Below are 13,159 nucleotides of genomic sequence, written 5' to 3' on the forward strand. Positions count from 1 at the left end.
TGTCTCCGGTATTTCCGGACTTGCCTTCCTTGAAAACAATCCGTCTTTTTGCGCGCTCTTATCTGATTACTATGGTGCTGTCGTTTAATTGTGAGTAATTGAATTTCTTTGAAAAGCTCATGACTTTCAGTACGTCCGTTATCGGCTGGTTGTCCAGTGTAAATGAAATTTTCTCCGCCGTAAGATCTTCTTTTTCTATGATGATGTGCTTTCTGTATTTTCTTTCGAGCACGTGAAAAACCTCGGATAACAGCTCGTCCTCAAAAACCAGCCGGTTGTCTTTCCACGATGCAATGGCCGGCTTGCTGATTTCGGCTACCTGGATTTTTGCAGTTTTTTCCGGAAGTACCGCCTGCTCGGCCGGCAGCAGCATCAATGCCGGCGATTCCGGTTTGTCACGAAGCGTTACGCCGACTTTCCCGGTCTTGACGGAGACTTTGATATGGCGGTCATTTTTATAGGCTTTTACATCAAAGGAAGTCCCGAGTACGGTAATATCCAGTGTCTTGGCATGCACTACAAACGGCTTTCCGGGCAAATGCACAATATCAAAAAATGCCTGTCCTTCCTTCAATACAACTTCTCTGGTTTTTCCTGCAAAATGATCCGGATAACGCATGCTGGAACCGGCATTCAGCCAAACAGACGATCCGTCCGGCAAGCGTACTTTCAGTGTTTTACCCAAAGGCGCCTGCACCAGATGCATTTCGGAAGCGGCCGGTTTGTGGCTGTTTGTCCAGAACAAAAATCCTGCGATGATCAATGCCGCTGCCGCCGTAGTCCAGGTGACAAGCCTTTTCAATCCTGAAAAGTCAAAGGTCCGGGCTTCCGGCGTCCGGGCCTCCGGCGTCCGGGCCTCCGGCTGCTGCATGGCTTTCAGGTTGGCAAGCATGCGGTTTTTTATTTCATCAGCAGTTTCGGGATTCCGGGTAAAAACCGTTTCGGATGGCTGTTCGTCCAAAGCCCTGCGGTCATACCAATCGTGCAATATTCTCTTTTCTTCCTCGGAGGCTGTTCCGCTGATGAATTTTCTGGCAAGCTGTCTGATGTACTCCTGTGTCATTGCAAAGCGGATTTACCCTTTGCATTTCTTAGAGTATGAATTTCTGTAAAACCCCTTAGTCTGAAATGGAAAAATTGCGAAATTAATTCCGGCCCGTTTTATATTCTGTCTGGAAGTGTTTTTACAAAAGAAAATGAGCGACGCTGCTGAGGTTTTCCCGGACGATTTTCAGTGCTTTGGTCAAATGCGCTTCGGCGGTTTTATGCGATATGTTGAGTTCTTCGCAAATGTCGGACAGTGACCGGTCCTGCAACTTGTTATACTGAAACACAAGGCGGCATTTTTCGGGCAGCTTGTTGGTCAGGTTCCGGATGATTTCCAGCAGAAGCCTGTTTTCAATTTCCTGATCCATGGAAACGGAAAAGACGGCCTGCTCTTTCATGGATAGTTCAAGTTCCATCGCCTGCCTGGATTTGGCAAGATAACGGTAAACCTCGTAGCGGAGCATAGCCGCCAGATACGGCTTCAGGGAATGGATTTCCAGTGTCTGCCGCTTGATCCAGAACAGCATAAAAGTATCCTGCGTAATTTCCTCGGCAATTTCTGCCGACTTTACCAGCCGGTGCGCTGCATAAAAAAGCTTGTCCCAGTAACGGTTATAGATTTCATCAAAAGCACCTTCTTCTCCGTCCTTCATCAAAGCGGCGAGCTCTTCATCGGAGAAGTTTCGGAAATCATTCATTTTATGATCAGGTCGTTTAGGAGCACGCTTAATGTTTACCAAATATAAAATAAATTAACTGATGGCAAACGGGAATATGATATAATTACAATATTAAAGATGGCGAATGATGTTATATGTAAGATAATTTTCTATTAATAATAAAAATATCAATATTTTATTTTGTGGTAGTCGGGTTTGTCTGTTTGGTACTTACATTCGCTTCCGGCATTGTGCGCGCTGGATTAGCGGTAATTTGCAATCCGTAATCGTGTTTCCAAAGGATTGCTGATCATTTGCGGGCATTTTGTAACATTGCCGGAATTATGGAATGAGAGCCTGTTTTTTTCAAAGTTTGCCAAAGCGGAAAAAAGCCCTCTGAATTTACTTAAAAGCTTGTTTGTCAGCATTGAAGATTTTATAAATTAAGGAAATAATTATCTTGTGCGAAAATGAACGACAGGCAAAACATCACTTTAAAACAGGAATATGCAGGAAGACATACTTTTCCAGATCAGTAACAAATTAAAAGAAGTAAGAAAAAATAAAGGCGTGACGCTTCAGGAAATTGCGGATGAAGCCGGTGTGACCAAAAGCCTTGTTTCGCAGATCGAAAACAGCCGGACTATTCCGTCACTGCCCGTTATGCTCGGACTGATCAAGGCGCTTGACATTGACCTGAATGTTTTTTTCAAGGACATCATTTCTACTGCGCCCGGCGACAATGTGCTCATCCGCAGAAAAGAGGAATATCAGCCTTTTACAAAGGAAAATGCCAAGGGTTTTTTTTACCAGCGCATTTTCAGCAAGCAATTCAAGGACAATCATATCGACGTAGTGCTGCTGCGGCTGGAAAAGGATGCGCGCCGGCCCATGGTCCGGACCAATGCGTACGAGTTCAAATATGTTCTGCAGGGTTCGGTGGAATATACGGTCGGGAAGAACAAGTACGTGCTTAATCAGGGTGATTCCATGTTTTTTGATGCCAACGAGCTGCACAATCCAAGGTGCATCGATTGCGATGAGGTTTTGCTGCTGGTTATCTATTTCTTCAATGAGGCGCAGTAGACGTACCTGGTTTCAAATTCTTCCAAAAGTTAAATATTAATTAACATTCCCTTAATCTGATTTTGGTTTTTGTACTGCATCTTTGTGTATCAAACATTGTAATCAAAGGTTTACTTAACATTTGATTCCATTTCATTTGCATTCTGAATAATAAACCTATATTTTTAAGCTTCATTTAGCTGTTTGCCTTCTTTTGATATCGTTTAATATTACTTTACAATATTCGGGATTCATCAGTTTTCAGGCCAGGTATACTATAAGTTTAAATCAGTTCACTAATATTCAGGTAAGATGTTTACAGAACTTGTTGTTTTTGATATGGCGGGAACCACTGTCAGGGACAAAAATTATGTGGGAATCGCGTTTCAGCAAGCTTTGAAATCGCACGGCTATGCTATTACGCCGGAAGATGTAAATCCTCTAATGGGTTATCAGAAGCCGCTGGCGATAAAAATGATGCTCGGGATGCGGGAAGAAGACGAAAGCAAGATTACGGATGCGCTTGTATCGGAAATCCACTCGGAATTTGTACAGCGCATGATTCAGTTTTACAGTACGACGCAGGACATTGCGCCGCTTCCGGATGTGGAGGAAACTTTCGGTGCATTGCGGAAAAAAGGCATTAAAATCGCGCTGAACACCGGTTTTTCCCGGGATATTGCGGATGTAATTATTGATCGGCTTGGCTGGAAGGATAAAATAGATATGCTGGTTGCCAGTGACGAAGTGCAGAACGGCCGGCCTTATCCGGATATGATCAGGAAAATCATGCATGCGCTGCATATTGATTCTCCCGAAAAAGTGGCGAAAGTAGGCGATACCGAAGTGGATGTCAATGAAGGGATCAACGCCGGCTGTAAATACGTGATCGGGATTACGACAGGTGCTTTTACCCGTGAAGCGCTGCTGCCTTACAACCCGACGCATATCATCGATAATATTGCGGATGTAGTCGGGATTATTTCAGAGAGCAATGCGTATGCGGCTCAGAAAAGTGTGTAGGCATTTAATTTAAATCAGAATGAGTAAAACTGCTATTGTCATCGGAGCAGGAATTGTCGGACTGGCAACCGCAAGGGCGCTGGCTGTCAGGAATTATAAAGTTACCGTCATAGAAAGGTCGTCCAAAGCCATCGGCGCTTCCATCCGCAATTTCGGAATGATATGGCCCATCGGTCAGCCGGAAGGAAAGCTGTACGAAAGGGCTTTGCATGCCAAAAGCATCTGGAAAGAAATGCTGGCAGGAGCCGGTTGCTGGTCGTATGAAGGCGGCAGCCTGCATATGGCTTACCGGCAGGATGAAATGGAAGTACTGGAGCAATTTGCAGCAGTAAGCCAGTACAGGCCGGTCAGTGTGCTGACTGCGGAGGAAACTTTGGCCAAATCACCGGCAGTTAACGGCAAAGATTTGCTTGGTTCCCTGTTTTCAGCGGATGAAATGATCGTTGATCCGCGGGAAGCGATTGCCGGGATCCCAGGATTCCTGCATTCGGCTCTGAACGTAGATTTTATCTGGGATACGGCCATTTCGGAAATAGATTATCCGAATGTTTATTCCGGTAAAAAAAGCTGGTCGGCGGATGAACTATTCGTATGCAGCGGACAGGATTTTGAAACGCTTTATCCTGAAAAGTTCTCCGAAGCACCGCTTACCAAATGCAAACTTCAGATGCTCAGGCTTGAAGCACAGCCGGATGACTGGAAAATAGGCCCCGCATTGTGCGGCGGGCTTTCACTGATCCATTATCACGGGTTCAGGGCGGCTCCGTCTCTGTCCGGACTGAAAGAACGATACGAAAGAGAATACAGCGAATACCTGAAATGGGGCATTCACGTCATGGCTTCACAAAACGGGCTGGGCGAAATCACAGTCGGCGATTCGCACGAATATGCACTTACGTTCGAGCCGTTTGACAGAGAATTTATCAATACCATGATTCTGGATTATCTCGGAACGTTTGCGCAGTTCAGATCGCCGAAGGTTTTCCAGACCTGGCACGGCATATACCCGAAAATGACCAACGGCCAGTCGGAAATCGTGATGAAGCCGGAGAGCGGAGTGACAATTATCAACGGATTGGGCGGCAATGGGATGACCTTATCATTTGGCTTGTGCGATGAAGTAATCGGGGGTACTTACCGGGCTTTATAGAAGGGGGAAGTCAGATGTAGCACGGTGCTGAAAGCATAAAAATATGGATCAGGAATGCAGGACGGGCTTATAAGGTCGGAAGCCAGCGGATTTTGTTTTGATTTAACAGCCGGAGTTTTTCAACAGACTTGCGGTTTCAGCTGAACACAATAAACCAATCATATTTATGAAAGCTACATTTACGGAATCCATTCCTCTGGTGCGGTACGGATGGCTTGCCTTGGGCATGCTCGTCACGACACATGCAGCGCTACTGGCCGGAGGTTCGACAAACCGGCTTGCCTCAGAAAACAAAATAGCAGGAAATTCAGGAAGTTCACGTGCTGCGTATGTCGGTATAACGTTAGGAAAAAAAGCCTTTGCCGCCATGGACGTGAACGGCGTTGTCAGAGACAAGAACGGACAGCCGCTTCCCGGTGTAAACATCATTGTAAAAAATTCCCAGAAAGGCACTTCAACGAATGCAGACGGTGCGTTTTCCATATCCGTCGATTCGGAAAATGATGTGCTGGTTTTTTCCTTTATCGGTTATAAAACGCAGCAGTTTGTCGTCGGAAACCAGAAAGAACTGGCCATTACTTTACAGGAAGATACGAATGTACTCGATGAAGTCGTAGTTACGGCTTTGGGTATCACCAGAGAGAAAAAGTCATTGGGTTATGCTACGCAGCAGGTGACGGGAGAAATACTGAACGAATCGCCTGCGACGAACTTTGTAAACAACCTTTCGGGAAAAGTGGCCGGCGTGAACATCAGCAGCGCGGGCGGCGTGGGTTCTTCTTCGAGGATCACGATCCGCGGCGAATCTTCCTTGTCCATTATGAGCAATCAGCCGCTTTTTGTCATTGACGGCGTGCCTATCGGTAACGACGGAACGAGCAATACCGGAAGTGCGGATTACGGAAACAGTTCTTCGGAAATCAATCCTGCCGACATCGAATCCATCAACGTTCTGAAAGGCCCGGCGGCTGCTGCCTTGTACGGTTCGCGGGCCGCGCGGGGTGCCATTGTCATTACGACCAAAAAAGGCAGCAATCGCAAAGGGCTGGGCGTGAGCTTCAATTCTTATTTTTTCGGTGAAAGTGTCGGAAGGCTTCCGAAATTCCAGAACGACTTCGGGCAGGGAAATAACGGAAAGTATGAAGGTTCCAACTTCGGTGCAAGCTGGTCTGCTTACCCGGGCGGCGACAACGACGATTACGATGAAAGCTGGGGCCCGCGGATGAACATCGGAACTACCGAAGCGCAGTTTGACTCGCCGACGACAAACGGCTTTCGCGGCGGAGACGTTGCCATCAGCAACCGGGGCGACATTATCAGAACGCCGTGGGTTTCACAACCGGACAATATCAAAGACTTTTTTAAAACAGGATCAAAATACTATAATAACCTCGCATTTTCGGGCGGCAATGAAAACGGCAATTACCGGCTTTCACTGACTTCCTTAAATGAAAAAGGCGTCATTCCAAACAACAATCTGAACCGCTATCAGGTCAATCTGAACAGCAGTTATCATCTTACCAAAAAACTGACTTCTTCCATCAATATCAATTATGTAAAACAGAACAGTACCAACCGTCCGGACAATGGCTATGGCCGCAATACGTTCATGTACTTTTTTACATGGATGGGCCGGAATGTCAATATCAACAGTCTGCGAAATTACTGGCAGCCGGGGCTGGAAGGCGTAAGGCAGTTTCAGTACAATTATGGTGAAAACCACAACAATCCTTTTTTCCTGCAATACGAAAATACCAAAGGCCAGAACAAGGACCGCATTTATGGAAACATAGCGCTGGAATATGCCTTTACCGATCACCTGAAACTGAAACTGCGTTCCGCAGCAGACCTTTACAATGATTTCCGTCCGATGCAATGGGCTGTGAGCACCGTAGATGTGGAAAGCGGAAGTTATTCTTTTACCGAAATCAAAAATGAAGAACGGAACACGGATTTTCTTCTGACTTATACCAATGCATTTGCAAACGGCAATATCGGTTACACGTTGTCGGCAGGCGGAAACCGATTTGACAATTCCGGCCATAGCGAAAGCACGACTGCGCCGCAACTGCTTATTCCGGGCATTTACACGATCCAGAATGCGGCAAGCCCGCTGACCGGTTATTCGAGCAGCTATAAAAAGCGGATCAACAGCATTTATGGTGTGGCTAATTTTAATTATAAAGATCTTGTTTACCTGGATATCAACGCGCGGAACGACTGGTCGAGCACGCTTCCGAGAAACAACAATTCCTACTTTTACCCGTCTGTAGGTTTGAATACCAATCTTAAAAGCATTCTGAATCTGCCGAAAGGAATCAGTCAGGCGCAGTTGCGTGGAAGCTGGGCGCAGGTCGGAAATGATACGGGACCTTATTCCATTTACAATACGTACGGCAATGCAAGTCCGTGGGCAAACAATTATGCACTGGTCGGGCCGGGATCGCTGCTGAACCCGAATCTGAAACCTGAAATTACCTCTACGTACGAGTTTGGTGCGGCGGTCGGCTTTTTCAATAACCGTTTGGGGCTGGACGTGACTTATTACGATATCCGTTCCAAAAACCAGATCATCAGCCTGCCGCTTGTGCAGAGTTCGGGTGCGACTTCCAAGCAGATCAATGCCGGACAGATCAGGAACACCGGTGTTGAAATCATGATCAATGCAACGCCGGTAAGTACGGCCAATTTCAAATGGAACTTCAACATCAACTGGTCGCATAATACGGGTAAAATCGTTTCACTGACAAGCGAGGTGGACAAGATCGTGCAGGCTGCGCCGGGCGAAGATGCTTCCATTCAGGCAAGGGTAGGCGAGAAAATGGGTGCAATCTGGGGGCCGGGCTATCAGCGCGTTGCGGACGGCCCGATGAAAGGCGAGGTCATTATTTTCAACGATGCATTTCCAAGACCCACTACCGAAGATATTCATCTGGGGAATTACAACCCGGACTGGATTGCAGGGATTTATAACCAGCTTACTTATAAAAACATCAGTCTGAACTTCGCTTTTGGCGGTCAGTTTGGCGGCGAGTTTGTTTCCCGTTTTTTCAACAAAGCAGCGGGTGCCGGACAACTGGAAGAAAGTGCGCTGGGACGTTCTGCACGCCCTGCCGGGACAGAATATGATGCGCCGTATTACATTCCGGGCGCCGCGCAAATGGAAGACGGAAGCTACAAGCCAAATAATACCAGCACGGACGGAACGTACAGCGCGGGTGTTTACGGAACCAATGCCCGTAATTTTATCAAAAAACCGCTGGACCATATTTCAGAAGCACAGATTTTCAGTTCCACGTATTTCAAGCTGAGAGAATTGTCGCTTGGATACAGCCTTCCTTCCAAATGGATTTCAGGCAAGTATATTAAAAATGCAAGGATTTCGGTAACCGGAAGAAACCTGCTGCTGTTCACACCGAAAAGCAACAAACATTTTGATCCGGAAGTGGCCACGGCAACTTCGGGCGGCGGTCTGATTCCGGGCTTTGAGAATATGAGTACGCCTTCAACAAGAGAAATGGGTGTGAGTATCAATCTGAATTTCTGAACAGCATTAAAACCTTGTGATCATGAAAAAGTCTTGTTATATACTCTTTTTTGTCCTGCTTACGGGAATAAGCTGTACAAAGGATTTTGAAGAAATCAATACCAATCCCAATTCGCCGGACAAAGTGACCAATGTCGGTCTGCTTTTGCCCAATGTAATCCGCGGCGCCGTAAACAGCCATTATGACAATTCCTACAACCGCGGAAGCGTGGCCGCCAATATGCTGGCTTCCGATTATGCGAGTAATTTCAGCAACTGGGCGCGTTCGGATGCAAGCAGTTATTTCTTCTGGAATTTCTACGATTACATCCGCGATCTGAACGAAGTCATCAGCATTGCCGAAACGCAGGATCAGCGAAATTATAAAGGCATTGCGCTTGTGCTGCGTTCCTGGATGTTTCAGTGCCTGACGGATCTTTACGGCCCGATTCCTTTCCGGGAAGCGGCCAATGCAAAACTTACAGGTATCAGTGCGCCGAAGTTTGAGCAGCAGGAAGCCGTTTATGCCGGCTTGCTGGCCGATCTGGAAGAAGCCAATAATTTATTAGGAAGTACGAACGAGCCTGTAACCGGGGATATTCTGTACAACGGCAATATGGCAAACTGGAAAAAATTTGCAAACGGCCTTCGCTTGCGTTTGCTGCTGCGCCAGTCCGAAAGAGTGGACCCAAGTGCGGCGATGAAGGCAATCGTTGAAAATCAGGCCAGATATCCGCTGTTCACTTCCTATGAAGATCAGGCTGCGCTGCAATATCTGGTGGACCGTCCGTCGAATGAATCTCCGTTTTACCGTTCCGGCAACGGCGGCACGAATACCAAGGTTACAAAGCAATTGGTTGATTATCTGAAAGCTTTGAACGACACGCGTTTGTACGTTTATGCATTGCCTACGCCTGCCAGCAGCGCCGTGGATGCAAACGGCAACCGTCCCGATCCGAAGAATTTCCAGTATGCCGGCGACCTGAACGGAATCGGCAATTTTCCGGACAACAACCTTACTTCGCCGACCGGCATGTTGTGGATGTCCATTCAATATGCGCCGGATTTGGCTTCACCTACGGCCGGACAGGGAATCATCATCGGTTATTCCGAAGTGCAGTTCATTCTGGCGGAAGCAGCGGAAAAAGGGTTTATTGCAGGCGGAGCGGCAGCAGCGGAAACTTATTACAAAAACGGCATCAAAGACCAGTTCAAATATTACAGCAGCCGCATTCCGTCCAACTTTGCCACTTCTTACCTGAAACTGACGCCCGCAAGCATTTCGGTGAGCGACAGCTATTTTGCACAACCCGCCGTTGCATATGCCGGGACGCAGGCGCAGAAACTGGAGAAAATCGCCTTGCAGAAATGGATTTCACTGTATATGGTCGGTTACGAAGCATGGTCGGAATGGCGGCGGACCGGATTTCCCAATATTCCCGTCGGCCCGATTGGTCCCGGTTATGTGCCCAGAAGAATTTTATATCCGGCGGATGAAATCAGGATTAATCAGGCGCATTACAATGAAGCCGTAAGCTGGCTGGGCGCGGACGATCTGAAAACGCATGTATGGTGGGATAAACAGTAAAAAACCAATATTTATGTTATCAAAAGTATTGTGCGTGCTGTCATCGGTAACTTTGCTGATGACGGCATGTACTAAAAGTTCCGAAGAAAAGCCTTCCGGCATTGAGCATGTCATTGTCATCGGCGTGGACGGGCTGAGCCCGGACGGAATTCAAAAGGCCGAAACGCCAAATCTCGACAGTATGATCGCCAACGGAAGTGTCAAATGGAATGTGCGTTCCGTACTTACTTCCAGCAGCAGCCAGAACTGGGCTTCCATGATCATGGGCGCCGGTCCGGAGCAGCACGGCATCATCAACAATGACTGGGAAATGGACGATCATACGATGCCCCCGATTGTGGAGGAAGCAGACGGACGTTTTCCGACCATTTTCAGTATTCTGCATAAGAACAAACCCGAAGCAGAAATCGGAGTCGTTTATCACTGGGATGGATTTGGCCGGCTGTTTCAAAAAAATGCCGTCAATTATGACAAGCGTTTTTCAACCGAAGATTCCACTGCTGCCGATTTTATAAACTATATAAAGGCAAAAAAGCCCGTTCTCGGCTTCGTCCATTTTGATCACGTAGATCATGCCGGGCATCACGGCGGGCATGGGTCGCCGGAATATTACGAAGCCGTTACCAAAGCGGATTCGCTGATCGGAAAAATTCTGGACGGGATCAAAGCAGCGGGAATGGAAGATAAAACCCTGGTGATTGTTTGGGCGGATCACGGCGGGATCGGTTACGGACACGGAGGCGCAACGCCGCAGGAAGCCGAAATTGCCGGAATTTTTTACGGAAAAGACATTAAGAAAGGGTATAAAATAGAGCAGCAGGTTTATACGTACGACCTGGCCGCAACAATCGCCTTTGCGCTGGGCATTCAGCAGCCTTACGCATGTATCGGACGTCCGGTAAAGCCGGTTTTTGAAGGTTTTTTAGAGCCGGAAAACCTTTGGCTGGGTGAAAAAAGGATTGCTTCGCCCGTCATTTATCCCGAACGGAAACTATATGAACAGGCCGGCGGATTGTATGTGGATCAAACGGCAACGGTTAAAATTGAAACCAAAGCGGAAAACAGCGTGACAAGATACACAACGGACGGAAGTGAGCCGGACAGCACATCGGCGGTTTATAAAAATCCTTTTAATGTAGATAAAACAACGGTTGTAAAAGCAAAATCATTTGATAGAGAAGGCCGGGAAAGCTTATTGGAAACGGCCTATTTCAGAATGGTGAAATCGGGCTCCGGCAACGGGCTGAACACTTCTTTTTATCAGGGAAAAAATCTGGAAAAGTTGCCTGAATTTGCTACATTGAAAAAAGGAAAGTCCTGGACGAGTGCCGAGTTCCATATCAGCCGGGATCAGCTTAATGCCATTCTGGAAAAAGACAATGCCAGCTTTGCATTGCAGTTTGAAGGTTTTATTCGGATCGACAAGCCCGGAAAATACCTTTTTGCAACACAGTCGGACGATGGCAGTAAATTGTATATTTACGGCAAGGAAGTTGTGGATAACGACGGAAATCACGGCGTTACGGAAGCAACCGGAAGCATTGAACTGACTGCCGGAAAACATCCGATCAAAGTTGAATATTACAACAATGGCGGCGGATTCTGGCTGGATGCCTTTTACAAAGGCCCCGGATTGCCCAAACAACTGATTCCTGCCGACAAGCTTTTTGTGAAATAACCCACTATTCCTAAACCTTTTGATCCATCAAGTCCCCGGATGAAAGTCCGGGGCATTTTTAAAAATGACACAAACCCATAACAGAACTGAAGGCGATATCAACCTTTCTGACGCAAGGCGAAACTGGTATTCCGTCATGAATGACCCGGATACGCAGCATTACCTTCAGGAGGACGCGGAGTATTTTTTACATCAGGCCTTGTCAACGCCTTGCCTGGATGTGCTCGCTTCATGCGAAGGCATTTATCTGACCGACATTCAGGGAAAACGCTATATGGATTTTCACGGGAACAACGTGCATCAGCTTGGCTACCGCAATCCTTATATTATTGATAAGTTGAAGCAGCAGCTCGATGTGCTGCCTTTTTCGCCGAGACGGTTTACAAACGTGCCGGCTATTGAACTTGCAAAAAAACTGGGCAGTCTTTTACCCGCTGATCTGAACCGCGTGCTTTTTGCGCCCGGCGGCACTTCTTCCATCAGTATGGCGCTTAAACTGGCGCGCATTGTAACCGGAAAGCATAAAGTTATTTCGCTCTGGGATTCTTTTCATGGTGCGTCGCTGGATGCCATTTCCGCAGGCGGCGAGCTGGATTTTCGCAAAGATATGGGTCCGCTGATGCCCGGCGTAGAACGCATTCCGCCGCCCATGACGTACCGCGGGCCGTTTCTGGCGGCGGGCAGCGGCGATCTTCCGTATGCGGATTATCTTGAGTACGTTATTGAGAAAGAAGGCGACATCGGCGCATTCATCATTGAAACGATCCGGAATACGGATGTGCAGATTCCTTCGCAGGCTTACTGGAGCAAAGTCCGGGAAATATGTACAAAGCACAAGGTTTTACTGATTCTGGATGAAATTCCGATTGCTTTCGGGCGCACCGGGAAAATGTTTGCATTTGAGCATTATGGCATTGAACCCGATATTATTTGTCTGGGAAAAGGGCTGGGCGGAGGCGTGATGCCGATGGCGGCCATTGTGGCAAGAAATAAATACAACATTGCCCAAAGCATTTCGCTCGGTCATTTCACGCATGAAAAAAGCCCGCTCGGAAGCGTAGCGGCGCTGGCCATGTTCGAGTTTATGGAACAGAATCATATTCTGGAAAAAGTGCAGCAGGACGAAAGGTTCATGGCATCCGAAATGGAAAAACTGATGGATAAATTCCCGCTGATCGGGGATGTGCGGGGGATCGGATTGCTTTGGGGCGTAGAACTTGTGAAAAACAGGCAAACCAGGGAAAAAGCCGTTGAAGCAGCAGAAACCGTGATGTATGAATGTCTGAAAAACGGACTGAGCTTTAAAGTTTCACAAGGAAATGTGCTGCAATTGTCGCCTCCGCTGATTATTAACAGGATTGAGCTGAAAGAAGCATTGCGGATTCTTGAAAATGCCATCAGTACTGCTTCGGGTATTGTTTAA

At 47.3% G+C, this 13,159-nt stretch carries 9 protein-coding genes; 7 read left to right on the top strand and 2 right to left on the bottom strand.

The genetic code is table 11. From position 1 onward, the window contains the following. Window positions 1-58: 58 nt before the first annotated feature. Both FEM33_RS21325 and FEM33_RS21330 read right to left on the bottom strand, forming a co-directional pair. Window positions 59-1,063 (bottom strand): FecR family protein, encoded by a 1,005-nt coding sequence (locus FEM33_RS21325; RefSeq protein WP_139014005.1) that lies wholly within the window; start codon window positions 1,061-1,063, stop codon window positions 59-61. A 121-nt stretch (window positions 1,064-1,184) separates the two neighbouring features. Next, entirely contained in the window at window positions 1,185-1,745 is a 561-nt protein-coding gene (locus tag FEM33_RS21330) for an RNA polymerase sigma factor (RefSeq protein ID WP_139014006.1), read from the bottom strand. A gap of 468 nt (window positions 1,746-2,213) precedes the next feature. Here FEM33_RS21330 and FEM33_RS21335 point away from each other — a divergent pair, with 468 nt between their 5' ends. From FEM33_RS21335 to FEM33_RS21365, 7 genes are all read left to right on the top strand, one after another. Then, window positions 2,214-2,792 (top strand): helix-turn-helix domain-containing protein, encoded by a 579-nt coding sequence (locus tag FEM33_RS21335; protein WP_139014007.1) that lies wholly within the window; start codon window positions 2,214-2,216, stop codon window positions 2,790-2,792. Between the two features lie 291 nt (window positions 2,793-3,083). Then, window positions 3,084-3,794 (top strand): HAD-IA family hydrolase, encoded by a 711-nt coding sequence (locus FEM33_RS21340; protein ID WP_139014008.1) that lies wholly within the window; start codon window positions 3,084-3,086, stop codon window positions 3,792-3,794. A gap of 19 nt (window positions 3,795-3,813) precedes the next feature. Then, complete coding sequence (locus FEM33_RS21345; RefSeq protein ID WP_139014009.1) at window positions 3,814-4,944, top strand: TIGR03364 family FAD-dependent oxidoreductase; 1,131 nt, start codon at window positions 3,814-3,816, stop codon at window positions 4,942-4,944. A 166-nt stretch (window positions 4,945-5,110) separates the two neighbouring features. Beyond that, complete coding sequence (locus tag FEM33_RS21350) at window positions 5,111-8,491, top strand: SusC/RagA family TonB-linked outer membrane protein (protein ID WP_139014010.1); 3,381 nt, start codon at window positions 5,111-5,113, stop codon at window positions 8,489-8,491. Between the two features lie 22 nt (window positions 8,492-8,513). Further along, entirely contained in the window at window positions 8,514-10,058 is a 1,545-nt protein-coding gene (locus FEM33_RS21355) for a SusD/RagB family nutrient-binding outer membrane lipoprotein (RefSeq protein ID WP_139014011.1), read from the top strand. Between the two features lie 13 nt (window positions 10,059-10,071). Then, the gene (locus FEM33_RS21360) at window positions 10,072-11,736 is read left to right on the top strand and encodes an alkaline phosphatase family protein (RefSeq protein WP_139014012.1); all 1,665 of its coding nucleotides are present in this window, start codon (window positions 10,072-10,074) and stop codon (window positions 11,734-11,736) included. 64 nt (window positions 11,737-11,800) lie between these two features. After that, a complete protein-coding gene (locus tag FEM33_RS21365; RefSeq protein WP_139014013.1) occupies window positions 11,801-13,159 on the top strand; it encodes an aspartate aminotransferase family protein in 1,359 nt (452 codons plus the stop codon).

The organism is Dyadobacter flavalbus, assembly GCF_006149045.1.
Lineage (GTDB): Bacteria > Bacteroidota > Bacteroidia > Cytophagales > Spirosomataceae > Dyadobacter > Dyadobacter flavalbus.